This is a genomic window from Luteolibacter ambystomatis (assembly GCF_018137965.1).
Taxonomy (GTDB): domain Bacteria; phylum Verrucomicrobiota; class Verrucomicrobiia; order Verrucomicrobiales; family Akkermansiaceae; genus Luteolibacter; species Luteolibacter ambystomatis.
The window spans coordinates 1,713,784-1,739,852 of the sequence record NZ_CP073100.1 but is presented as its reverse complement, the minus strand read 5'-3'; the positions used below and the strand labels follow the sequence as shown (position 1 = coordinate 1,739,852).

Annotated in this window: 12 protein-coding genes and 1 tRNA gene; 7 read left to right on the top strand and 6 right to left on the bottom strand. The window is 63.5% G+C overall.

Annotation, left to right across the window (positions count from 1 at the left end; all coding sequences use genetic code 11):
• Positions 1–32: 32 nt before the first annotated feature.
• The gene (locus KBB96_RS06735) at positions 33–947 is read left to right on the top strand and encodes a trypsin-like serine protease (RefSeq protein WP_211633811.1); all 915 of its coding nucleotides are present in this window, start codon (positions 33–35) and stop codon (positions 945–947) included.
• Here KBB96_RS06735 and KBB96_RS06730 read toward each other — a convergent pair.
• Both KBB96_RS06730 and KBB96_RS06725 read right to left on the bottom strand, forming a co-directional pair.
• Complete coding sequence (locus KBB96_RS06730; RefSeq protein WP_211633809.1) at positions 925–2,103, bottom strand: 1-deoxy-D-xylulose-5-phosphate reductoisomerase; 1,179 nt, start codon at positions 2,101–2,103, stop codon at positions 925–927. The genes KBB96_RS06735 and KBB96_RS06730 overlap by 23 nt on opposite strands.
• A gap of 5 nt (positions 2,104–2,108) precedes the next feature.
• Positions 2,109–3,026 carry a phosphatidate cytidylyltransferase gene (locus KBB96_RS06725; RefSeq protein ID WP_211633807.1) on the bottom strand — a complete coding sequence of 306 codons (918 nt, stop codon included), beginning with the start codon at positions 3,024–3,026 and terminating at the stop codon, positions 2,109–2,111.
• A 145-nt stretch (positions 3,027–3,171) separates the two neighbouring features.
• On the opposite strand from KBB96_RS06725, the gene KBB96_RS06720 reads away from it, so the two are divergent.
• On the top strand, positions 3,172–3,705 hold the full coding sequence (locus tag KBB96_RS06720) for an EF-hand domain-containing protein (RefSeq protein WP_211633805.1): 534 nt from the start codon (positions 3,172–3,174) through the stop codon (positions 3,703–3,705).
• 143 nt (positions 3,706–3,848) lie between these two features.
• Here the strand turns inward: KBB96_RS06720 and KBB96_RS06715 are convergent, their stop codons facing one another.
• The 3 genes from KBB96_RS06715 to mtnP all read right to left on the bottom strand — a co-directional run bounded on the left by KBB96_RS06715 (position 3,849) and on the right by mtnP (position 7,419).
• Positions 3,849–5,564, bottom strand: a complete 1,716-nt coding sequence (locus tag KBB96_RS06715) for a dynamin family protein (protein WP_211633802.1) — start codon at positions 5,562–5,564, stop codon at positions 3,849–3,851.
• A 48-nt stretch (positions 5,565–5,612) separates the two neighbouring features.
• Positions 5,613–6,470 (bottom strand): polysaccharide deacetylase family protein, encoded by an 858-nt coding sequence (locus tag KBB96_RS06710; protein ID WP_211633801.1) that lies wholly within the window; start codon positions 6,468–6,470, stop codon positions 5,613–5,615.
• An 88-nt stretch (positions 6,471–6,558) separates the two neighbouring features.
• Positions 6,559–7,419 carry an S-methyl-5'-thioadenosine phosphorylase gene (gene mtnP / locus KBB96_RS06705; protein ID WP_211633800.1) on the bottom strand — a complete coding sequence of 287 codons (861 nt, stop codon included), beginning with the start codon at positions 7,417–7,419 and terminating at the stop codon, positions 6,559–6,561.
• 138 nt (positions 7,420–7,557) lie between these two features.
• Between mtnP and KBB96_RS06700 the strand changes: the two genes are divergently transcribed.
• The 3 genes from KBB96_RS06700 (at position 7,558) to KBB96_RS06690 (ending at position 11,522) form a co-directional block, all read left to right on the top strand.
• Positions 7,558–8,841, top strand: a complete 1,284-nt coding sequence (locus tag KBB96_RS06700; RefSeq protein ID WP_211633799.1) for a right-handed parallel beta-helix repeat-containing protein — start codon at positions 7,558–7,560, stop codon at positions 8,839–8,841.
• A 99-nt stretch (positions 8,842–8,940) separates the two neighbouring features.
• The gene (locus KBB96_RS06695) at positions 8,941–10,719 is read left to right on the top strand and encodes a VanW family protein (protein ID WP_211633798.1); all 1,779 of its coding nucleotides are present in this window, start codon (positions 8,941–8,943) and stop codon (positions 10,717–10,719) included.
• 95 nt (positions 10,720–10,814) lie between these two features.
• A complete protein-coding gene (locus tag KBB96_RS06690) occupies positions 10,815–11,522 on the top strand; it encodes a L,D-transpeptidase family protein (RefSeq protein WP_226373662.1) in 708 nt (235 codons plus the stop codon).
• A gap of 15 nt (positions 11,523–11,537) precedes the next feature.
• Here the strand turns inward: KBB96_RS06690 and KBB96_RS06685 are convergent, their stop codons facing one another.
• Complete coding sequence (locus KBB96_RS06685; RefSeq protein WP_211633797.1) at positions 11,538–12,017, bottom strand: hypothetical protein; 480 nt, start codon at positions 12,015–12,017, stop codon at positions 11,538–11,540.
• 92 nt (positions 12,018–12,109) lie between these two features.
• Between KBB96_RS06685 and KBB96_RS06680 the strand changes: the two genes are divergently transcribed.
• Positions 12,110–12,183 (top strand) — tRNA-Arg (locus tag KBB96_RS06680).
• 1,003 nt (positions 12,184–13,186) lie between these two features.
• Positions 13,187–26,038 (top strand): putative Ig domain-containing protein, encoded by a 12,852-nt coding sequence (locus KBB96_RS06675; protein WP_211633795.1) that lies wholly within the window; start codon positions 13,187–13,189, stop codon positions 26,036–26,038.
• The last annotated feature ends 31 nt before the right edge of the window (positions 26,039–26,069 follow it).

Sequence of the window (26,069 nt, the reverse complement as noted above, 5' to 3'; positions counted from 1 at the left end):
CGGATTCTTATGCAAGACGCTGCCTTTCCCCTATGAGAACACCCGTTTTGCGCTTGTTGATCGCTCTTGCCGGATTTCTGCCGGTGACCTCCTCCGCGGTGGTCATCGCCAGCGGTGATGGCTCCGGAAACATTACCGCGCCGCCGGACGACCCCGGCTTCGCCAACATCGGGACCTTGAACGGGGCCTCGGCGGTTTACCTCGGCAATGGTTGGGTGATGACCGCGGCGCACGTTGCGGGCTCCCTGCCCGCCACGGTGAACTTCGGTGGCACCAACTACTCCACTCAATCGGGAACTTTCAACCGCCTGAACAATCATGGCACGGGTGGCATGACGGTGGACACGGACATCGTGCTGTTCCGTCTCGCCACCGATCCCGGACTGGCCACTCTCAATATTTCCGCCTCAACGCCCACCGTGGGTAGCCCGGTGGTGATGATCGGCAACGGCCGCGACCGGGCGGCGGGGCCGACTTTTTGGAACGTGAACACCGGCACCGATCCGTGGACGTGGACGGAGCTTCCGGATTCCACCGGAGCGAATGAGGCTGGTTTCAAGGAACTGGGCTCCCAGTCCATCCGCTGGGGGACGAATGCGATCGACAGCGTGGGGGTGAATGCGGATGCCGGATTCGGCACCGTGCGTTCGATGGTGACGGTGTTCAATGATCCGGGGACGACCCATGAGGCGCAGGCGGCGGTGGGGGATTCCGGCGGAGCGATCTTTTACAAGAACGGTTCCAACTGGGAACTAACGGGAATGTTCAATGCCGTGGGCACCTTCAGCGGACAGCCGGGGAATACGGCGGCTCTGGGAAATGCGACTTACATCGCGGATCTGTCGTTCTATCGGAACGACATCCTGACCATCACCGGGATTCCAGAGCCCGCCACGACCGGTCTCGCCTTGATCGGCGCGGGCCTCATGCTGCGCCGACGGCGCTGATAGCTTCGGCTGCGGCTTCACGGGCCCAGCGGTCGGCGGCAATGACGGCATCGAGCGTGGCGTGATGGTTCACCGCGTGATCGTCCATCACACGGCGGACGGTTTCCCAAATGCCGGGGAAGGAGAGACGTCCGGCGCGGAAGGCATCCACGGCCACCTCATTGGCGGCGTTGTAAACGGCGGGCAAGGTGCCACCGGTGAGTCCGGCGCGGCGTGCGAGCGTCAGGGCGGGGAAGTCGTCATCGCGTGGTGCCTCGAATTCGAGCTTTGCCAGTGCGGGAAAATCGATTGGTTTCAAGCCCCCGCGCACCCGGTCCGGCCAGGTCAGCGCGTATTGGATGGGGAAGCACATGTCGGTGCGGCTGAGCTGCGCCAGCACGGAACCATCCACGAACTCCACCATCGAGTGGATGATGCTCTGTGGATGAACCACCACATCGATGCGTTCCATCCCGATGCCGAAGAGCCAGCGGGCCTCGATCATTTCCAAGCCTTTGTTGAAGAGCGTTGCGGAGTCGATGGTGATCTTCGGCCCCATGTCCCATGTGGGATGTTTGAGAGCCTGGGCAGGTGTGACCGATGCGAGTTGCTCGGAGGGCCAGGTGCGGAAGGGACCACCCGAAGCTGTTAGAATCAGGCGGGACACTTCCTTTTCGCCGCCGCGATGACCGTCGAGGCACTGGAAGATGGCGTTGTGCTCGCTATCGACCGGCAGCAGGCGGACACCTGCCTTGGTGGCGGCTTCCGTGATCGTCTCGCCGGCCATCACGAGGATCTCCTTGCTGGCCACGGCGAGATCCTTGCCCGCCTCGATGGCGGCGAGCGCGGGATGAAGACCGGCGGTGCCGACGATGGCGATGAGCACGATATCCGCCCCGGAGAGTGTGGCGAGCGCGATCAGACCTTCATCGCCGGTATGGATGCGGACATCGGACGGCAGGAGGGCCCGGAGTTCATCAGCCTTGGAGGCATCGTGAAGGGCCACGTCCTTGACACCGGTTTCCAGCGCCTGTTCGGCAAGTTTGGAAACGTTCGTTGCCGCGGCGAGGGCGACGATTTCGATCCGTTCCGGGAGTTCCCGTGCGACCTTGAGAGTGGAGGTGCCGATCGAACCGGTGGAGCCGAGGAGGACGACGCGTTTGCGGGGAGAGGACATGCAGGTCAATGGAGCACCCATTTCAGATAGAAATACAGAGCCGGAGCGGTGAAGCAGATGCTGTCGATGAGGTCGAGAGCCCCTCCGATGCCCGGCAGCATGTGACCGGAGTCCTTGGCGTTCAGGCTGCGCTTCAGCACGCTTTCCGCCAGATCACCCACAACGGCCAGCAGCGCCAGGATGAATCCGAGCGCGATGACATGCGGCCAGCCGCCGAGGATGGCGAGATCCTGCGGGCAGAGGGCATGGAGACCGCAACCGGCGAGCTGGGCGAAGAACAGGGCACCCGCGAAACCCTCCCAGGTTTTTCCCGGGCTGACGTGGGGGATCATCTTGTGGCGGCCGATCATCGTGCCGGTGAGATAGGCACCCATATCGGTGAATTTCGTCACGGCGATCACCCACAGCAGGAGCACCGCGCCGGGCACCTGGCTGTCACCCGGGACCACGAACACCAGCCGGGCGGAGAAGTGGAACAACACCGCGACATAGACGAAGCCGAGCACGTTCAAGGCCACGGCCTGAAGTGCCTCGATGCCCTTGATGGAATAGCGGAGTTGGAGGGTGAAGGCTCCTGCGGTGGCGATGAAAATGGCCAGCGTGTCCAACCCGTCCGGCAGCTCGCGTCCGCCGAATGAACCGGCCGGGTGGTGGAAGATGAAAAACCAGCCGAGGGCCAGGGAATAGACCGTTGCAAGCAGGATGCCGAAGCGCGGGAAGCACTTCACTCCGGCGGCGCGGACCATGCTGAAATACTCGATGGTGGAGAGGATCGCGAGCACCGCAATCAGGGCGAAGTAGGCCCAGGCCCGCTGGCTGGCGAATGCCGCGCCGACCACGGCCCACAGGCCGAGGGTGCTGGCGGTGCGGCGCACGAAGGTGCGGCCTTTCGAGGATGCCGGTGTTGGCGTGGAGTCTGCCATTTGCCGGGGCATCCAAACCGCCCGGAGGGGTAGGTGGCAACTCATTACGATTTTCCGGCGCAACCTTTCACCGGGCCCCGGGTTCCAGATGGTGAACGGCTCCGCCCGCCGCTTCGAGAATCCAAAAAACGAAACCACGATGAAAATGAAGACATCTTTGTTCGCGATGGCCGCCCTCCTCGGCGCCGGTGCGGTTGCCATGGCCCAGGACGCTCCCGCCCCCGGCGGTGACAAGGGACCACGCCCCGAGCGCGGCGGCCCGCGCCAGCTTCCGCCCGAGCTTCTCAAGAAGTATGACAAGGACGGCGATGGCAAACTCAGCGATGAGGAGCGCAAGGCCTTCCAGGAAGATCAGAAAGCCAAGCGCGAAGCGCACGAGAAGGCTCTCCTTGAAAAGTATGACGCCGACAAGGACGGCAAGCTCAGCGACGAGGAACGCAAGACCGCCCGCGCGGAAGAGCAGAAGCGTATTCTCGCCACCTACGACAAGGATAAGGACGGCAAGCTTAGCGACGAGGAACGCAAGGCTGCCATTGAAGCTGGCGAGGTTGGCATCTTTGGCCGTGGTCCGGGAGGTCCGGGCGGCGAAGGTGGTCGCGGTGGCCGTGGCCCCGGCGGCCCGGGAGGCCAAGGCGGTCGTCCGGACGGCCCGCCGCCCGCTCCGCCGGAAGGCAAGTGATCCGACGGATCCCTTTTGATGCGAGAAACCGTGGTCTGCTCAGGCAGGCCGCGGTTTTTTTGTTAGGTGTCGTGGCGGCGGTTTCCAACCGCCAGGCCTCTTTTCTTCAAATCCAATGAGGCGGTTGGAAACTGCTGCCACGGCTACAGGTCCTGTTCGATCGCCTTCAGCGACAGGAACAATCCGTTCCAACGTTGCAGCCGCGGTTCAAGGGCGAGCTTGTCGTTCGCGACGTGGCGGCGCACTTCCTCGAGGCAGCCTGCATACTCTTGGAAAAACACTCGCAGGGCTTCCTCATAATCTCCGCGCAGGGCATTGGCGAAGGCCCCGCACGCGTCCAGCAGGCGTTCGCGGAAAGCCAGGAGGATCTCGCGCCGGCTGGCGGTGGCGTAGGCCAGGAAAATCCCGGAACAGACCAGTGCGCCCGCGAGGCAGCCCCACGGGGCCCATGGAATCTTGAGGAATCCGCAGATTCCGGCTCCGGTGAGCGCCAGGAGCGTGAGCGTGGCGAAGACTTTCAACGAGGTGACCCGCTCGCGGACCGATTGGTCGAGGCCATGCCGGACCTTGAGATTGCCGATGCCCAGCCGTGCCGCGCGACCGAGCCGCCGGACGAATTTCGACGAAGCCTTTTGCAGGCGGCTTTGGACCGCGTCATCGTCCCGCAAGGTGATGCCCATCTCGGCATGCACCCGTTCCTTCAACCCTTCCCAATGCTGCTCGCAGGCCTTTACGGTTTCGGCCGCATCCTGTTGGGCGACGTGTTCGACCGCCGTTTGCAGTCGCTCAATGAAAAGGTTTTCTGTCTCCGATCCGGAGCGATCGCCGGTGAAGAGGCGGATGAGGGTGTTCCATGGACTCAGGCGCACCCCGAGTTTCTTGGTCACCCAGACCGCTTCCTGTTGGAAGACCTCGGCCACCCCGGAGAGATGGCGCGGCAGCCGGACCACGAACTGTTCGCGCAGCCCGTCGATCTCTCGCTCGATTTCGGCGAGAAAGCGGGCACAGCGCTCGACATTGCGGGTTGTTTCCTCAATGCGGTTCTCGATCTGCACCAGACCTTCGGAGGCGTGGCGACGCCAGGTGTCGAGGAGTTTCCGGCGTTGCGGCGATTGGCAGACATTGCGGGAAATGAAGTCCTCCAACTCGGGAAAGCCACAGCTTTGCCATGCCTGCCGCCCGAAGGGATTGGTCTTTTTCGCCTCCACCGCCAGCTTTCCGGAGACGGCGAACATCGGCGGGACATGGCCGATGCGCTTCATCGACAGGTCCTTCATGTGACCAAGGATCACCGGAATGTCCGCCGGATCGCGCTGGTCGATCTGCTGGATGACGAAGGCGACGCGGTCGAGCGCCTCCGGGCCGAGCTTCGTGAGGAAGTCCCAGGTGGCCGCGCCCCATGGATTGGAAACCGGGAACACGAACAGCAGCAGGTCCGCCACGGGCAGGAAACGCTCCGTGATGCTCTGGTGGCCGCGCATCACGGAATTCGTTCCGGGCGTGTCCACCAGGTTGAAGTCCTTCAGGAACTCGACGGGCCGGTAGCGTTCCTCCAGTGTCGGCGTGATCTCGACATCCCGGGCCAGCTCACCATGGCGGTACCACAGCACGCGGTCGGTTTCCGGCAGGATGTTGACCTTGCACAGGTCGCTGCCGAAGAGGCCGTTGATCAGCGTTGACTTCCCCGCATTGACCTCTCCGCAGACGACGAAGAGGAAGGGCGAGGCCAGTCCGGTTTGGACGGTATCCGCACCCAGTTCGGGATTGATCTCCGCCTGGGTGTCCCTGGCGAGTGCCACGATCCCCCGCATCACTTCCACCAATCGTTCGCGCGTCGCGAAGTAGCGCTCGCCGAACATGGTGCGTGATGGAGGAGGGGGAGGGTGGAACAGGGAGCGGCCCGCTCGTTATTGGGCCGGAGCGGGGGCCGGGGCCGCGGCGGCGGAAGGCTGCTGCATGGCCAGCAGTTGCGAGACGGTCACGAACTTGTAGCCGCGTGCCAGCAGGGTATCGAGCGTGGCGGGCATGGCGTCCACGGTCTGGCTGTGGATGTCGTGGGCGAGGATGATGCCGCCCGGTGTGGTGGCGGAAAGGATGCGGGCGGTGACAGCGGCGGAGCCGGGGCGCTTCCAGTCGAAGGGGTCCACGGACCAGAGGATGGTCGGATAACCGTATTCCGAATAGGCCCACTCGCGCTGGCGCTGGGTGAGCGCGCCGTAGGGGGGGCGCAGCAGGTGCGGCGTCACGCCGGTGGCCCGGATGATGGCCTCGTGGGTGCGGGTGATCTGGTCGTGATACTGGGCGTCGCTGAGCTTCGTGAGCAGCGGATGGCTCCAGCTGTGGTTGGCGATTTCGTGGCCTTCCGCGACGATCTGGCGGGCGACCTGCGGATACTCGCTTACGCACTGGCCCACGCAGAAAAAGGTGGCCTTGATGTTGCGGGCGCGGAGCATGTCCAGCAGGCGCGGGGTGTTGGTGATGTGCGGGCCGTCATCGAAGGTGATGGCGATGTATTTTCCCGGAGCATTCACGCGCGAATAGCTCAGGGTGGTGCCCTTCGGGAAATTCGAGGACAGGTTCATGTCCGGATTGCGGCGGACGGGGCCTTGGACCGGCGGGGTCTGATAGGCGGCATTACGGGTGGTCTTGACCGGGGCGGCTGGACCGTTCGGGTAGCGGCCTGCATCGGCGGCCTTGTCCACGGTGCAGCTTCCGAGGCTGACGCTGAGGAGGACGAGGGACAGGGAAAGAGAGAGCCGTTTCATGTGGCGGTGGAACTCGGAGCGCATGTTCTGGAGCGGAACTATCCCCGCAGGGTCCGGCAATGTCACGCCCGGTTTTGGAAACCGGACGTCACAGGAACCGGCCGAGCAAGGGGGCAAGATCGGTGGCGGTCTGCTGCGGCCAAAGGTGCCGCGCGGTCATGATGGCACCTTCCAGCGCGGAGTGTTCCGGCCAATCCGCCATCTGCGGAATCCGGGGAATGGCGGCCGCCAGCACCCGCTTGGCCGCCGCGACATTGGCGTGGAGATGGGCAATCACGCTTTCGGCGGTGACAGCCTCTTCATCGGTCTTCCAGCAGTCGTAGTCCGTGACCATCGCCAGGGTGGCCAGGGCGATCTCCGCCTCGCGGGCCAGCTTGGCCTCCGGCAGATTGGTCATGCCGATCACGTCGAAACCGAGCTTCCGGTTCACCTCGCTTTCGGCCCGGGTGGAGAAGGCGGGGCCGTCCATATTCACGTAGGTGCCCCGGTCGTGGACCCGGCAGCCGGTTTCCGTGGCGGACTCCCGGAGAATCCCGCGCAGTCCGCAGCTCACCGGCTCGGCGAAGGCGATGTGCGCTGCAATGCCGCGACCGAAAAATGTGTGATGCTCGCGGCGGCTGGTGCGGTCGAAGTATTGGTCCGGCAGCACCACGTCGCGCGGATGGTATTGTTCCTTCAGACTGCCAACGGCGGTGACACAGATCACCCAACGGACACCGAGGCTGCGCAGTGCCCAGAGGTTGGCGCGATGGTTGATCTCGTGCGGCAGGATGCGGTGGCCGCGGCCATGGCGGGGGAGGAACCACACCTGACGACCGGCGAACGTACCTCCGACCAAAGCGTCCGATGGCTCTCCGAAGGGGGTGGTGATCACGCGTTCCTCCGCCTTCTCGAATCCGTCCAGTTCGTAGAGGCCGCTGCCTCCGATGATGCCGATCGCCGCTTCCATCGGCCGGGCCTAACATGAGGCGGGCCGGAGGGCAACCGGTGCTGGCAAAAACCGGCTTTTAGTTCAAATGTGGTATCGGAAAGTAGGATAGAGGAGCGATTTTCGGGGTGTAATCGGAGAGCATTCGCCTTAAATTGCATGAAATTGAATCCAGTCGCCGCCGGCCTTATTCTTTCTCTCGCGGGTTTGTCCGTCCTCCATGCTGCGGAGTGGTATGTGGCCCCGGATGGCGATGATGCGGCCGCCGGAACGCAGGCCAAGCCGTTCGCCACCGTCCAGCGGGCGCAAAAGTCCGCCGACCCCGGGGATGTGGTTCAGATCCGGGGCGGCACCTACCGCATGAAGGAGGCGGACATCTCCAACCGCCGTGGCCCCTTCGCCTCGATCACCTATCTGAACAAGAGTGGCGTCCAGGGAAAGCCGATCACCTATCGGGCCTATCAGAATGAAAAGCCGGTCTTCGATTGCTCCGACGTGAAACCGGCGGGCATGCGGGTGAGCGCGTTTTCCGTTACGGGTTCTTGGCTGCACTTCATCGGCCTCGATGTCACGGGCGTACAGGTGACCATCCTGGGGCACACGCAGTCGATCTGCTTTGAGAACAACGGCAGCCATAACATTTACGAGCGCCTCAGCATGCATGACGGCCAGGCGATCGGGATCTACAGCGTGAGAGGCTCCGACAATCTTTTCCTCAACTGCGATGCCTGGAACAACTGGGACTTCACCTCGGAAGGAGGGAAGGGGGGGAACAGCGATGGCTTCGGCTGCCATCCACCGAAAGGGTCGACCGGCAATGTGTTCCGCGGCTGCCGCGCGTGGTTCAACAGTGATGACGGTTTCGACTGCATCAATGCCCGCGAGGTGGTGGCGTTTGAGAACTGCTGGGCCTTCAACAACGGCTACTCGAAGGACATGAAGAAGCGCGCCGATGGCAATGGCTTCAAGGCCGGCGGATTCGGCATGACTCCGGCGGCGGAACTTCCCAGCCCAATCCCGCGCAACATCATCCGCTACTGCGTGGCGGTGGGCAACAAGGCCTCCGGCTTCTATGCCAACCACCAACCCGGAGGCAGCGACTGGACCAACAACTCCGCCTACCGGAACGGAGCCAATTACAACATGCTCTGCCGTCTCGCGGACAACATGACGGAGGTGGACGGCTATGGCCACAAGCTGGTCAACAATCTCAGCTTCGGATCGCGCAATGAGATTATCAAATTCGACGCGGCGAAGTGCGAGGCCAGCGGCAATTCCTTCACCACCGGCATGAAGCTCACCGACCGCGATTTCGTGAATCTCGACGAGAAGGAACTGTTGCTGCCACGCCAGGCGAATGGAGATCTGCCGGTGATGGGATTCCTGCATCCGAGCCCGCGCAGTGAGATCGCCATCAAAAAGATCGGGGCGTTTGTGAAGTAGCCCCTTCCAAAACGGCCCGTCGTTTCCACGCGCTTTCTTAGAGACAAAACCGCCCGATCGGATACGTAATAGCCCCCGGCCCTCTTGTGGGGCCGTCGCATGCAACCTACACCCGAAGCGGAGCATCAGGCTCCGGGCCGCGTCGAGTCCGCCCTGTTTTTTCTCAAGAGCCGTGCTTTCATCGCCCGCCGCTGGTGGCAGGAGCGGAACCAGCCGGTGAGCCGCCATTCCCATGGCACGCTATGGCGGGGGGCTCCCCAGATCGGACATGCGAAGGCAGCACTGTGGACACAGCTCACTCCAGAGGAATTTCCGCTCACCGCAGGCAAGGTGCAGAACCTCCGCGCCGCTTGCCGCAGACTTCATGGCACGGAGGTTCCTGCGGGGGAGGTTTTCAGTTTTTGGAAACAACTGGGCCGCACGACCCGCTCCCGTGGATTCACGACCGGCCGCGAACTCCGCTCCGGTTGCATGGTGCCGAATCTCGGTGGAGGCTTGTGCCAGCTCTCCGGCCTGCTGCACGCCGCAGCATTGGAAGCGGGCGTGGAAGTGGTGGAGCGCCATGAACATTCCCGGACATTGCCGGGAACTCCATTGCCTCCGGAGCGGGATGCCACGGTATTCTGGAACTACGTGGACCTGCGGTTCCGTGCTCCCTTTGCCTGGCGTCTGGAGGCGCGGCTGACCGCCACCGACCTGCTGGTGGTGATCCGTGCCGTGACGCCCTCGCGCTGTCGTGAGGATCACGCGGCTGCGGTTTCGCTTGGAGTGCCGGTGCGTGCCGCGGCGGATGGGGATTGTCTGACCTGTGGGGTGACCTCGTGCTTCCGCCATCCTTCGGCTACCAAAAACCATGCCCCCGCCGCTGGTCATACGGCCTTCGTGCTTGATGGCTTGTGGCCCGAGTTCGATGACTGGTGCCGCAGGCATTCCAAGCCCGGTGACCGGTGGTACACACCGCTGGACGGTCAGCGATGGCACAAACCGAACTATGCGTGGAGCCCGCCAGCGGATGCCACCGCGTATCATGCGACCTTTGAAACCCTGCTGCGTTCCTGGCGGCAGCGGAAACTGCCGGGGCAGGGCGCGGTGCGGCAGAAGTTCCTGCTCGATGCCCAGCGGCAGCTCGCGGAAACACTCGGCCGCCGCATCGATCCGCAGGCGCGGCATCTGATTGTTTCGCAAACACTGCTGCCGCACTTGTGGAAGGCCGGGTATCTCGGCGGGCGCACGTTTGACGTGCTGGTGAACCGCTGGCCGATGGAAGAGCTGCAATATCGTCTCGATGCTGCGGCGGAGCAGCACCAGCAGTCCGATACACTGGCGGATTTCCGGGCCGATCCGGAACTCGTGCATGCGGAGAACGAAGCGCTCGTTGCGGCTGCGCGTTTGATTACGCCTCATCGGGCCATTGCCGCGCGCTTTGGCAGCCGTGCCCTGTTGTTGGATTGGAAGATGCCGGAGGCCAGGCCGCGGGTGTTGCCGCAAGAAGAACCGAAGTGGTTCTTTCCGGCTTCCGCGCTCGGACGCAAGGGCATCTACGAACTGGCGGAGGCCATGCAAGGATTGGGTGGCGAGTTGCTCGTGCTTGGCAAGGCGCGGGAAGGCTCGAACAATCCTCTCGAAGGAATCCGCCATCGTTCCGGAGATGTTTCCGAAATCCCCGCCTGCACCGCAGTGGTGCTGCCGGCGTGGATCGAGCATGAACCACGGCTGGCGCTGCGGGCTTTGGCCGCCGGGGTGCCTGTGATCGCGACGCGCAACTGTGGTCTCCCATCCCATCCGCTGCTGATTGAGATCGAGGCGGGAGATTCCGAGATCTTGCGCGAAGCCATGGAAGAGTGCATCGGTTCCCCACAAGCATGTGCCGTGGCGTGATCCTCCTGGCGGTCCTGGGAATCGCGGGCTGCCGCCCGAAGGAAGCCCGCGCCCAACAGGACGGGCAGACGCCCTCCCCGCCAGCATCCATTCCCATGATCTCTCCCGAACCCTCTTCCGCCGCAGGCTCCGTTGCTTCCGATCTTCCCGGCCCGGAGCGCGCCTCAGCGGCAGCCGCCAGGGTTCAGCCGGAACTGAAGAAGGCACTCGCGGCAAAGGGGCTTCACCTTGGCGATCCCGTGTTCATCCGCGTTTTCAAGGAGGAGCGCACGCTGGAGTTGTGGGTGCGCCGCCGGGATACCCGGAAGTACGATTTGTTCCGTAGTTGGCCGGTGGCGGCCATGTCCGGTGTGCTGGGGCCGAAGCTCCAGGAGGGGGATGCCCAGGCACCGGAAGGCTTCTATTTCGTCCCACCGGAGCGGATGAAGCCGGATTCCCAGTTTCATCTCGCTTTCAACATCGGTTATCCGAATGCCTATGATCTCGCGCACGACCGGACCGGCACGTTCCTGATGGTGCATGGCAACGAGGTTTCGATCGGCTGCTTCGCCATGACGGATCCGGCGATCGAAGAGATCTACACGCTCTGCGCCGCCGCGTTGGATCGCGGCCAACCGTTCTTCCGCGTCCATTGCTTCCCATTCCGCATGACTTCCGCACGCATGGCCGCGGCGGTGGGAGATCCTTGGGAGGATTTTTGGAAGAACCTCAAGGAAGGCTACGATCGCTTTGAGGCGGACCGGGTGCCTCCGGACGTCATGGTCGAGGGCAAGCGTTATGTGATCCGCTCCGGGAACGAATGACGCGCCGCATTCCGACTACGTCGGAGGCACCGCCAAGCCTTCGGTTTCCCTAGCGAACAATGCGGCTACGGTGGGACGGCTCAAGACGAGAATCGTGAAAATGCCGAGCACGGTGCCGAAGGGGGCGCACATGCAGGCAAGGCCGGAGATGACGAAGCAGAAGGTGCGATTGCGCCGGGCTGAGAGATATCGGCCGCACAGATAGAAGCCGATGACGGCTACAAGCGAAATGATCCCGATGACCAGCCCTTCGAGTGTCAGGATCCACATGACTTCCTTGGGAAATCCGGGAGGTGCCGAGGTGGATCCCGAGGCCGGGGGCATCTTGGCAAACGCCTTGGGCAGGATGAGTGGGATTGCGACGTAGAGTCCGCCCAGCAACATCCCGAACACCGAAAGCCCCGCCATCACATAGTGGAAGATGGCCAACATGCGCAGATGTTCCGCGTCCCGCATCATCTGCGGGGATGGTGGCATCGGAGGCGGAGGATTCATGGCGCGGTTCTTGACCGAAAACGCTATTCGTGACGAGAACCAAATCCCGTGGTTTGACTCGTCCGGAACCGGCTGATAGCCTCCGGCGTCACGCGCCCGTAGCTCAGTTGGATAGAGCATCCGCCTTCTAAGCGGATGGTCGCTGGTTCGAATCCAGCCGGGCGTGCTTTGCTTTGATGCCGGTCGTATTGCACCCGGGTCGGATCAACGTGCATCCGGTGACACGATGGCTTGCGCAAGTGGTTGGCGGCGGTTGTTGTTACCCGCGTTTTCCTAACAGAATTCTGGATTCAGTTCCGATTCGTCCGTGCCGGGCTTGAATGCCAGCGAATGGAAAGATTCGGGAGAAGTGAAACCAAGAGAGGACGGCGCTCCCTCTACAGGTGGGGTTTGACCCATTTCACCTGCGGCGGGAAAGCGTTCGATCCACGATTTGCGGCGGCCCGGTGGTGGCGCGATCTGTGATCGGATGGTGATTTTTGGAGAAATTCCCAGCGCGGAAATTTAGAAAATGTTTGGTAATTATGCCCAATTTTCTTGCGGAAATGAAAATACCCAAAATGAGGAAAGTAGAGGGCTTGAATTGGGGTGTTCGTCGCAAGTAATTTAAAATTAGACGAATGCGATGATTTCTATTGGCTTTTCGCTTCCTTTCGATCGGATGATCCACGATTTGACCCCGGAAAATCCAGATCACCTGAATTATTCTACCCGACAAACCCAACAACTGCGAGGGTTGGCGGCTTTTGGGGAATTGGAGAAGCGTTTTGCGATTGACGATTTGCAACGAAACCGTCAATCGGATGAGTGAAATGGAAATCTCCAGAGGTTGTCCATTTCCGGAAATTTGATTCCCGTTTTGCGACCGGATTCTCAAAACCCCAATTTTGTTCCGGTTGTTGCATCTGAAAACCCAACGTTGTCCCACTCCCGTGTGTAACCCGATCCACCTTCAGCCAACCCTTGCAGGGGTGTTGTTTGACAAATGGTGGATTTGTGCGGGGGCTGGTGATCCGCTTTGCTTCGAAGTCGTGAAGGCTCCGGACTGGATCGGATCGGGAGACGAAGGAGCGACAGATGGTCTCTTGCATGAGTGAGTAGCTGATCCGCGGACGGGACACCCTGATCCGCGGTTTTTTTTGTTCATTCCATCCTTCGCATCAAAGCCCATGAAATCCCGCCGATCCTCTGTGATCTGCGTCGGCGCGCTGTTGGCCGCCGGCACGGCCGTCATCCTGAGGCCTCATCCAGACGCCACGTCGACATCTTCCACCGTGAAATCCCATGCCCGGGGTGGAGCGGAAGCCGTTCATTCCTCCGCCGGCCAGCCGGGTAATCCGCAAACTCCCGCGACCGAGTCCGGCACGGGAGATGATGGTGCGACCGCTGTCACCGAGGCGAATGCCCCGGCCGCGAACGGCCAGGGGGACTTCGGAACCTGGGCCTATGAAAAGCCGCGTGAGCCGGACTTCGCCAAGCTCGATGCCTTCGACGGCTGGATGGCCCAGTGGAAGAAGGCCACGCCGGAAGAGCGCGAGGCGCTGGCCAAGGAGGGCGCGCGTCTCGCAGGCGACCGCCGTCCGGAATACAAGGCGCTGATCTCCTTCGATCCCCGCCAGGCGGTGGATCGTGCGGTGACCCGCGTGCAGCGGCAGGATCTGCCGGAAGAGATCACCAGCCAGTTGGAAACCCCGGTTTCCGCGACCGGCACCTACAATGTTTACGGTGGTCGTCCGGCTCCGGGAATGGATATCCCGGTCGAGGCGCTGACGATGCGTTACTTCGAGGCGAACGGCGTGAGCTACAAGGCGCACGTGCCGGACGAGTTGAAGTATCTCACCTCGTTGCCGAACACGCCGCTGCAAGGTTACGCGGATGGCCGGGAGTTCGCGGTGGCTCCGAATGCGGTGCGCGCGCTGGACGTGGGGGAAAAGATCCCGGAAGGGAGCACGGTGCAGTCGACCTGTCCGGTGTCCGGAAAGACCACCGAATCCGTTTCGACGGGTGAGGCGGTGACGCAGGAATCGCCTACGGTGCAGATCGGCGAAAACATCATCACGCTGTGCAACGGCTCGCACGTGGCGGTGCTGGAGGACAACTACCGCACCTACGTGCAGGCCAGCGGCTCCGGTGGCGGAGGGTTCTTCATGGACAATTTCCCGGGCACATCGTCGCGTTCGATCGGTGCCTTCAAGTGCCTCTACATCCGGGCGATCTACCAGGAGCAGACCAGCCCGCCGAACACGGAGGAGAGCGCGTACAATGACATGCGCAACAACGCGCGCTACTACATCGAGTCGTCGTATGGCAAGATGGTCCAAACCACGACGTTCACGCCGCTCATCACGCTGCCGCATACGCAGAAGTGGTATATCGACAAGGACAGCGAGGTGAACGGCCTCGGGCTTGTCCATAACGATTCCCGCGCCGCGGCCAAAGCGCTCGGCTATGATCCGGGGCAGTTCGACTGCATCATCGTCCGTGTCAATGGTGGCCCGCGCCTGGGTGGCACGTCGTGGGGTGGTGGCAGCAGCGTGTGGGTTTCGTGGGATGGCATGGATGTGCTCAACCACGAGTGCGGCCACTCGCTCGGTCTCAATCACGCGAACTCATGGGATAACACCGACGGCACCGGCTACGGTACTGGTTCGAATGGGGAATACGGCAACCCGTATGACGTGATGGGGGGCAGTGGTGGCTTCAGCGCGCACTACAACACCATCAGCAAGCGCCAGCTCGGCTGGCTCCAGCCGAACTACTACCATTCGCCGAAGGGCAACGGTCTCTACCGCATCTATGCCTACGACCAGCCGCAACTGGAGGAGGGCAAACGCTACGCCATCAACGTCCCGAAGGACAGCATCCGCGGCTACAACATCGAGTACCATCCGGCCCGCGGCGGTTTGCTCGCGGACCAGGCGCTGGTGCTCTACAATGGCATGGGCAGCAATGCCGGCCACATCATCGACACCACGCAGGGTACGCCCAGCGGCAAGAGCGATGCCGGCATCGGGGAAGGCCGCACCTATTCGGACTGGGAGTCCGACCAGCACTTCACGGTGGTGGCGGAAAACGCGACCACACCGCCCTCGCTGGATGTCGTCTACAACCGCGGACCTTTCCCGGGCAATATCGCGCCGACCGCGACGCTCGGCGCCTCTGTTACGACGATTGCAGTAGGTGGAAGCGTGACCTTCACGGCCACCGCATCCGATGCCAATGGCGACCCGCTTGCCTACTACTGGCAGTTCGATGACGGCGTCTACGGCACGAACAACGCGGTGTTCACCCGCACGTTCAACGCCGCGGCGCAGGTGAATGCGATGCTCACCGTCTCCGACATGAAGGGTGGCACGGTCCGCCGTTCGGTGGTGATCAATGTCGGCTCGCACGGCAAGCAGCAGATCACGGGCACCATCACCGATGGCGCCAACCCGCTCGCGGGGGTGATGGTCGGCAATGGCAGCAAGTATGCCTTCACCAATGCGGACGGCACCTATTCGCTGCCGGGGCTTTCGACCGGCTCCACCACGCTGACGGCTTCGCTGCCCGGCTACACCTTCACGCCTTCCACCGCCAATCCCTACACGGTGGTCGCCGGAACGAACACGGTGAACTGGACCAGTACCGCGCCGACGCTGGTGACACTGACCAAGACGGCCGATGCGACCGAAGGCGGCTCCAATGGCAACTTCCGCCTGACCCGCACCGGGGACACCTCCGCGGATCTCGTCGTGCTGGTTTCGCCTGTCGGCGGCACCGCCACGATGACCACGGACTACACCTTCACGCCCGCCTATGTCGCGTCCGGTTCCTTCAAGTCCTTCACGATTCCCGCTGGCTCCGCCACGCTCGATGTCGCCGTCGCTGCGGTGAACGACACTGCCGCGGAAGGTCCGGAAACGATCACCCTGCAGCTCGCTTCGTCCGCCGGTTATGTCTCCGGCAGCTCGAACTCGGTAGTGATGACGCTCAATGACAACGACACCACGCTGCCGCTGGTGGCCGTCACCGCGCCCGATCCCTATGCGACGGAAGGCCCCGGCAGCACCGACACCGGCAAGTTCACCTTCACCCGCACCGGCTCGACCGCCGCGGCGCTGAACCTGACCGTCGCCTGGAGCGGAGCCGCCACCAATGGCACCGACTACACCACGCTGCCGACCACGGTGACCATCCCCGCCGGACAAAGCTCGGCGGACGTGGTCGTTTCGCCCATCAATGACAGCGCGATCGAAGCGCCGGAGGATGTGGTTGCGACCATCTCTACCAATGCCGCGTACCTGCGTGATGCCGGCGCCACCACCGCCAGCGTCATCATCACCGATGACGACACGCCGGTGGTGACCGTGAGCGTGCCCGACCCGAACGCCTCGGAAGGCGGCCAGGACACCGGCACCTTCCTGCTGACCCGCACCGGCAGCACCGCCGCTCCGTTGACCGTTTACTACGGTCTGACCGGCACCGCATCCTACGGCACCGACTACATGGCTCTCACCGGCCAGGGGACGATTCCTGCCGGAGCGACCAGCGCGCCGGTGGTGATCACACCGTATGACGATGACATCGGTGAGCCCGCCGAGACGGTCGTGCTGTCGCTGAGCACCTTCAACAACGCCTACAGCATCGGCTCCGCCTACCAGGGCACCGTCACGATCACGGACAACAACGATCCGGTGCTGGTCACGGTCCGCGCCGGCACGGTCGGCACCGAAGGCGGCTCGAATGCGACCCTCATCTTCCACACGATCGGCACCGGCAGCGGCAATGTCACGGTGAACTACACCGTGGGCGGCACCGCCACCGCGGGCAGCGACTACACCGCGCTTTCAGGCACGGTGAGCGTTCCAGTGAATGGTTCCAACGACACGACTGTCACGATTCCGATCACCAATGATACGCTCGCCGAGCCGACCGAGACCATCGTGGTCACGATCACTCCGGGCAGCGGTTACAAGGTCTACAACGATCCCTCGGCCACGGCGCTGATCCGCGACAATGACAGCGGCGGCGAGCGGGTGATGGTCTCCACCTGGAACCAGACTCCCACGGAGGCTGGTCCGACGGCGGCGAACTTCTACTTCTCCCGCGCGGTGGGCACCACGGGCGACCTGACGGTGAACTACACGGTTTCCGGCACGGCGACCAATGGCACCGACTACGCGAATCTCAGCGGCACCTGTGTGATTCCGGACGGCGCGTCCGGCGTGAGCGTGCCGGTGACGCCTGTCGATGATGCCATCGCGGAGGGAATCGAGACCGTCACGGTGACGGTTGCCTCCGGCACAGGCTACAGCGTGGACTTCCCCGCTTCCGCGACATTCGAGATCACCGACAACGACACGTTGCCGGTGACGGTGGGTTTCCAGCAGACGGCGATCTCCACCAGCGAGCAGCCTGGAGCGCTCGGTGAATACCGTGATCTGCCGGTCGTGCTTTCCGCTTCCTCCACCAACACCGTCACCGTGCGAGTGATCGCGGGTGGTGGCGATGCGATGGGGGATGACGTGGACTGGGCCTTTGTGGATGCTGCCAGCGGCAATGCGGTGATCCCCTATGCCACGCTGACCTTTGCTCCCGGAGTCACGTCGAAGAACGTCCGCATCCGTGTGAAGAACGACGGCTATGTGGAAGGTGGCGAGACCGCCGTGCTGCAACTGACCGCCGCGACCAATGCGGGCATCACCGCAGGCAAGAGCACGGAGAACGTGCTGATCTTCGATGATCAGATCCCGGCTCTCGTGACCGAGGAACGCTGGAACACCGGCTCGGTTTATACCAACAACACCTGGAACTCGGTCACCCCGGACTACACCGGCCTGTTGGAATCGTTCACCACGGCACAGGATGTCGCGGACAGCTATTCGCGGCGCCTCACCGGTCTGATCACCGCGCCGACAACCGGCAACTACACCTTCTGGATCGCTTCGGATGATGCCTCGCGCCTCTATCTGAGCACGGACGCCACCGCCGCGAACAAGGTGCAGATCGCCACTGTCAGCGGTTGGACGGGCTTCCAAGACTGGGATGCGAACGCCTCGCAGAAATCGGTGACCAAGACACTGACCGCGGGCCAGAGCTACTACATGGAGGTGCAACACCAGGAAGGCGGCGGCGGTGACCACGTGTCCGTGGCCTGGGAGGGCCCGGGCTTCACCCGCACGCCGATTGTTTCTCCAATCGCCGATACCGCACCGCGCACCGTCCGCATGCTGACCGCTGCGACCACCCGCACGGAAGGCGATGGCTCCGAACCAATGCTCCAGGTGCTGCTCGACCGTCCGGCGGGCTCCACGCCGGTCACGGTGAACTACGACTCGACCGGCACGGCGACCAATGGCAGCGATTATACGCTGACCGCGGGCACACTCACTTTTAACAATGGTGAGCAGATGAAGGCCGTGCCGCTGGCCATCCTCACGGATGCGATCGGCGAGTCTCCGGAAGGCATCGTCGTATCGCTGTCCAGCCCCTCCGGCGCCACGCTTTCCGCGCCGTCCTCGACGGTCATCACGCTGCTCGATGCGAGCGCTCCGGTGGTGAACACCATCCAGGTGAATGCCTCCTCCGCCATGAGTGTTGGCACGGTGGTGGGAACGGCCACCGCCACTCCGGCCTCCGGCCGCACCATCAGCGGTTGGACGATTGTCGCGGGCAATGAGAGCGGCGCGTTCGCGATCAATGCCAGCGGCCAGGTCACGCTGCAGGTTCCCGGCTCACTGCCAAATCCCGGTTTGCGCCATCTGGTCGTCCGCGCCATCGACAATGCGGGTGCCACCGGTGACGGTTCGTTCAAGGTGGTGTGCAATCCGCCGTCCTACACCGGGGTGAGCGAGAAGCGCTTCGCCGGTGCCACGGCCTACAACACCAACACCTGGACCGGCACGCCCAGCTACACCGGAACGCTGGAGGCATTCACCACGCCTCAGAACGTGGCGGACAGCTATTCGCGCCAGATCATCGGCTACATCCAGCCGCCCACCACCGGTGATTACACCTTCTGGATCGCTTCGGACGATGCCTCGCGCCTCTATCTGAGCACGGACGAGACTGCGGCGAACAAGTCGCAGATCGCCACTGTCAGCGGCTACACCGGCTTCCAATCGTGGGATGCGCAGACATCGCAGAAGTCCGCCACCTTCACCCTGACCGCTGGCAGGGTGTATTACCTGGAAGTGCAGCATCAGGAGGGCGGGGGCGGTGATCACGTCTCCGTCGCCTGGCAGGGCCCGGGCTTCGGCCGCGCCGCCATTCCAATCGGCGCGGTCGCCCCGCCGTTCCCCACCTTCATCGGTGTGAACGAGACGCGTTTTGCCGGCTCCTCCGCTTACGATACCGGCGTCTGGACCGGCACGCCCAGCTACACCGGGACGCTGACGACCTTCACGTCGATCCAGGATGTCGGGGACAACTATTCCCGCAAGCTCACCGGCTGCATCCGGCCTGCGACCACCGGCGATTACACCTTCTGGATCGCTTCGGACGATGCCTCGCGCCTCTACCTGAGCACGGACGAGACCGCGGCAAACAAGTCGCAGATCGCGACGGTGACCAGCTACACGGGATACCAGTCATGGGACTCGAACCCTTCGCAGCAGTCCGCCGCCATCACGCTGACCGCTGGCAAGGCGTATTACCTGGAAGTGCAGCATCAGGAAGGTGGCGGTGGTGATCACGTTTCGGTGGCATGGCAGGGTCCGGGCATCAGCCGCGCCGCCATCCCGTCCAGCGTGGTCGATCCGCAGTTCCCCGCCGCACCGGTGGTGCCGAGCATTAATGTCGGCGCACCCCTGGCGGGCAGCAGCATTGCCTCCGGCACCAATGTGACCGTGTCCGCGAATGTGGTGGCCACCGGCGTGCCGGTAACCTCCGTGGAGTTCTATGTGGATGGTGCGCTGGTCGGTTCCGATGGCAGCGCCCCGTATTCCATCACCTGGACGAACAACGCCACGGTGGGCAGCCACAACTTTACCGCGAAGGCGATCTACAGCGTGGGCTCGGTGACTTCGGTTGCCTCGTCGTTCACGGTGCCGAACGCGGCTCCGACCTTCACGGCGAACCCGATCACGGGTGGCGGTGCCACGGAGGACAGCGCTTACTCCGGTTCCATCGCTTCGTATGGGGCCGATATCAACCCGGGCGATACGCTCACCTACTCGAAGGTGTCCGGTCCGTCCTGGCTGTCGATCGCTTCGAACGGTGCGCTCTCCGGCACGCCGCTCAATGGTGACGTGGGGGCGAACAGCTTCACGGTGAAAGTAACCGACGCCGCGGGTGCGAACGCCACTACGACGCTCAATATCGCCGTGGCCAACGTGAACGACGCGCCGACCTTCACCGCGAACCCGATCACGGGTGGCGGTGCCACGGAAGACAGCGCCTATTCCGGTTCCATCGCTTCGTATGGTTCGGACATCGATGTGGGTGACACTCTCACTTACTCCAAGGTGAGCGGCCCGTCCTGGCTCAGCGTCGCTTCCAATGGCGCGCTGTCCGGCACCCCGGGCAATAGCGACGTGGGTGCGAATGCCTTCACGGTGAAGGTGACCGACGCCGCTGGTGCGAACGTCTCCGCGACGCTCAACATCGCCGTGACGAATACGAACGACGCTCCGACCTTCACCGCGAACCCGATCACGGGCGGCGGTGCCACCGAGGACAGCACCTACTCCGGTTCCATCGCTTCGTATGGTTCGGACATCGATGCGGGTGATACCCTCACTTATTCCAAGGTGAGCGGTCCGTCCTGGCTCAGTGTGGCTTCCAATGGCGCGCTGTCCGGCACCCCGGGCAATAGCGACGTGGGTGCGAACAGCTTCACGGTGAAAGTAACCGACGCTGCCGGTGCGAACGTCTCTGCGACGCTGAACATCGCGGTGACGAATACGAACGACGCTCCGGTCTTCACCACCAATCCGATCACCGGAGCGGGTGCGACGGAAGCGGCGGCCTACACCGGCTCGATCGCCTCCTATGGTTCGGACATCGATGTGGGTGACACGCTCACCTACACGAAGGTATCCGGCCCGTCCTGGCTCTCGGTCTCCTCCAATGGCGATCTGTCCGGAACACCCACGGCCACCGACGGCGGGCTCAACACTTTCTCCGTGAAAGTGACCGACGCCTCCGGTGCGAACGCTACCACCACACTCAATGTCACCGTTACCCTGATCAACAATGACGGGGTGTGGACGCTGGCAGGTTCCGGTTCGTGGCCGACGACCGGCAACTGGAGCGGGGGAGTGTTCGCCAATGGCACTGGCAAGACCGCGGACTTCAGCACGCTCAACCTCACCTCCGATGCCACTGTGACGGTGGATGGAGCTCGGACGATCGGCAACCTGACCTTCGGCGATACCACGCCTTCGAACAACTGGATCGTCAATACCGGCACCGGTGGACCGCTCACGCTCGATGTGGCCAGTGGTTCCCCGTCGGTGACGGTGAACAACCAGACCGCCACCATCGGTGCGGTGGTTGCAGGCACGAAGGGGCTCACCAAGGCCGGGTCCGGAACACTGGTGCTGAATGGCGCGAACACCTACACCGGTGCGACTGCTGTCAACGCAGGCACGCTGGTGATCGGCAACAGCAACCAGCTCAATGCAGGATCCAGCAGCCTCACCATCGGCACCACCGGCACCGTGCAGCTCAATGCAGGTGCCAGCGGCACCTATCCCGGCTGCGGTATCACGGTGAACGGCGCGGGAACCTCGGCGACCACCGGTCTCTACCTGAATACCGGCGTCTATCACAATGCCCAGGCGAAGATCACGCTGGCCACCGCACCGACCACCGTCCGCACCGCGGGTGCCGGCACGGCGCAGATCGGCGGCTTTGACATCAATGGCACGATGATCCAGACCAACACTGCGGCCAGCGGTTCGGTGATCGCCTCGACCATCAACATCGGAGGTGGCTCCTACGGGGTGAACTTCTCCACCACCGCCGGTTCCGCCACTTCCACCGGCGACCTCATCGTGGATGGCAACCTGCTCAACGTCGGGATTGATGGTTTCGGCATCTACTTCAATGGCACCGGTTCGGTGCTGTTGACCGGTGCCAGCCCGTCGTTCACGAACAACAACCGCAACAAGCTGACGGTGAATACCGGCACGCTGATCCTCGGAGGTTCCTCCACCTTTGCGGGAGGTTCCTACGGTGGCAGCGTGGTCTTGGGTAGCAGCGGCAAGCTCAAGTATGACCGTTCTGCCGGTGCCCAGACCTTCTCGGGCGTCATCAGCGGCAATGGTTCGCTCACCAAGAGCAACAGCGGGACGCTCACTTTGGGCGGCACGAACACCTACACCGGCACGACCACCGTCAGCGGTGGTTCGCTGGTGGTGAATGGCGCGGTTTCCACCGGTGCGGTGACCGTGCAGACGGGTGCCACGCTCGGCGGTTCCGGCACGGTGGGCGGCGCTACCACGGTGCAGAGTGGTGCGACGTTCGCCCCCGCTGGCACGTTGACGGTGAACAACACCCTCTCGCTCGCTGGCACCACCCAGGTGACCCTTGGCAAGTCCGGCGTGACCCTCAGTAATGACAAGGTTGCGGGGGTCAGCACGGTCACCTATGGCGGTTTGCTGGTGGTCACGAATGTGGGACCGGACGCACTGGTGGTGGGTAACAGCTTCCAGCTCTTCGCCGCCTCCACCTACTCCGGCAGCTTCAGCAGCATCACGCTGCCCACGCTTCCCGCCGGTCTGGTGTGGGATACGACGAACCTTGGCGTGAATGGCACGCTCTTCGTCGGCGGCGTGCCGCTGGCGGTGAACGACAGCTTCACCACCGCGGAGGATGCCATGGGCACCTTCGCCGTGATGGCGAATGACAGCGATCCGGATGGCGACACGATCTCGCTGCTCTCCGTGACCCAGGGTGCCCACGGCACCGTGGCGATCTCCGGCAGCAACGTGACCTACACTCCGGCTGCGGACTACAATGGCAGCGACAGCTTCACCTACACCATCACGGACTCCAGCGATGGCACCGCCACGGCCACCGTTTCAGTGACGGTGACTCCGGTCAACGATGCTCCGACCTTCACGGCCAATCCCATCACGGGCAGCGGTGCCACGGAGGACAGTGCGTATTCCGGCTCCATCGCTTCGTATGGTGCGGACATCGATGCGGGGGACACGCTCACCTACTCGAAGGTATCCGGCCCGTCGTGGTTGTCGGTCGCTTCCGACGGTGCACTCAGTGGCACGCCGCTCAATGGCGACGTGGGGGCAAATGCCTTCACCGTGAAGGTGACCGATGCCGCGGGGGCGAATGCCACCACCACGCTGAATATCACGGTGACCAACACCAACGACGCTCCGACCTTCACCGCCAATCCGATCACGGGTGCCGGTGCCACGGAAGACAGCGCCTACTCCGGTTCCATCGCCAGCTATGGCGCGGATGTCGATGCGGGTGACACGCTCACCTACTCGAAGGTGTCCGGTCCGGCCTGGTTGAGCGTGGCTTCCGATGGCGCGCTTTCCGGCACGCCGGACAACAGCAACGTCGGTGCGAACGCCTTCACCGTGAAGGTGACGGATGCGGCGGGCGCGAATGCCACCACGGCATTGAACATCACGGTGGCCAACACCAACGACGCGCCGACCTTCGCCACCACCCTGACCGCTCCGGACGCCACCTCCGGCATGCCCTACACCGGCAGCAGCATTGCGGGCTCGGCCAGCGATGTGGACGCGGGTGACACGCTCGCCTACTCGAAGGTGTCCGGCCCGTCCTGGCTGGTGGTCGCTTCCAACGGCACGCTCACCGGCACGCCGGGACTCGCCGATGGCGGCACCGCCAACGTCTTCACGGTGCGCGCCACCGATGGAACGGGGGCCTATGCCGAAACCACGCTGACCATCAACGTGATCATCCCCGACCTCGCCGCCGATCCGGATGGCGACGGCTCGCCGACCGGCCTGGAGTTCACCGTGGGCACCGCGCCATTCGACGTGGCGTCCGTCCCGGGCTCGATCTACACCAACCTCCGCGGCTGGTGGAAGCTCGACGAAACCTCCGGCACCAACGCCGATGACGCCACCGGCCGCGTGCAGGACGGCACCATCGCGGGCAGCCCGGCTTCCACGACAGGTATCGTAGGAAACGCGCTGAACCTCGACGGCACCGATGACGGCATCACGCTGGGTGCGGCTCCATCGCTCTCCGGCACCGGTGACTTCACCGTCGGAGCCTGGGTGAAGATCGCTCCGGGTTCCGGCACGGGCGTGATCATCCAGCAGCGCGACGCGACGGGCTCCGGCTACAACGGCGAATACGGACTCCAGGTGTTGTCCAACGGCACCGTCGAGTTCTACATCTACAACAACGGCTACCAGTTCGACATCGTCACGCCGGCCACCTACGGCCTGGTGAACGACAACCAGTGGCACCACGTGGCGGCCACCCGCAGCGGCACCACCGGCACCGTTTATGTGGACGGCAATCCGCTGGCCACCGCCTCCGGCACCGCCAAGAGCCTGGTGTCCACCATCACGATGTCGATCGGCTGGGACCAGCGTGACAACAACCGTCGCTTCAAGGGCCTGCTCGATGAAGTCCGCCTCTACACCCGCGCGCTGAGCGCCAGTGAACTCAACGGCCTCCATGACGGCCTGATCGCCAACCGCGCGCCGGCGTTCACCGCCAGCTCGTTCACGATGGGCAATGCCACGGTGGGCAGCGCCTACTCCGGCAGCCTGGTGGGCAAGGCCACCGATGCGGATACCGACGTGCTGACCTTCGCCAAGGTGTCCGGTCCGTCCTGGCTGACGATCGCCTCGAATGGCGCGCTGTCCGGCACTCCGGCGGCGGGCGATGCGGGCGCCGGCAGCTACTCGGTGAGCGTCACCGATCCGGATGGCCAGAGCGCCACGGCGACGATGAGCATCACGGTCTATGGGGCTCTGCCGTCCGGTTGGACGGCGGGTGACATCGGCAATACCACGGTGGCCGGTTCCAGTGGCTACACCTCGGGCTCCGGCCTCTACACCATCAGTGGCGGCGGTCCGGACATCTGGGGCACGGCGGACACGTTCCAATACGCCTCCACCGCGATGACGGGTGACGGCGAGATCCGTGCGCGGGTGACCTCGCAGACGAATACCGCGGGCTGGGCGAAGGCCGGTGTGATGATGCGTGATACGACCGCTGCCGGTTCGTCGCACTCGATGATGGTGGTGACACCGTCCAACGGCTTCGCCAACCAGTATCGCGCGACGACCGGTGCGAGCAGCAGCCACATCGCCGGACCGGGGCTCAACGCCTACCCGAACAACTGGGTGCGGGTGACGCGCTGCGGCTCGCTGTTCACCGCCTACGTGTCGTCCAACGGCACGACGTGGACGCAGGTCGGCCAGGAAACGGTGACGATGGGCGGCACGATCCGTGTGGGTCTGGCAGTCGATGCCGGCACGAGCGGGGTGGCCAGCACGGCGACCTTCGACAATGTGACGGTCACGCCGTATCCCTCGCCATGGGTGACCGGTGACATCGGCACCACCGGCGTGGCGGGACGCTCCGAGTTCTTCAACAACGTCCATACGCTGAACGGCGCGGGCGTGGTGGGAGGAACGGCGGACGGCTTCCGCTACACGTATCAGGCGCTGACCGCGGATGGCGACATCACGGTGCGCATCCCGACGTTCGCCAACACCGGCACCAGCTCGCGGATCGGGGTGATGATCCGTGACACGCTGGCTGTCGATGCCCGCCACGTGTTCCTCGGCACGGACGGTTCGGGTGCCTTCACCTGGACGCGCCGCACGGCGACGGCGGGCAGCACGACGACCTCGAACAGCGGCACGGCGACGGCCCCGAACGTGTGGGTGCGCCTGACACGGGTGGGCAATGACATCACGGCCTACAGCAGCACGAACGGCACGAGCTGGACGAATGTGGGTACGGTGACGGTGACGATGGCGGGCAACTGCTACATCGGCCTGGCCGTGGGCAGCGGCAACACCACCGGGCTGAACGCTTCGACATTCGACAGCATCACGGTGACTCCGTAATGGATTGATGCTGGCAGCGGATCCACCCAGC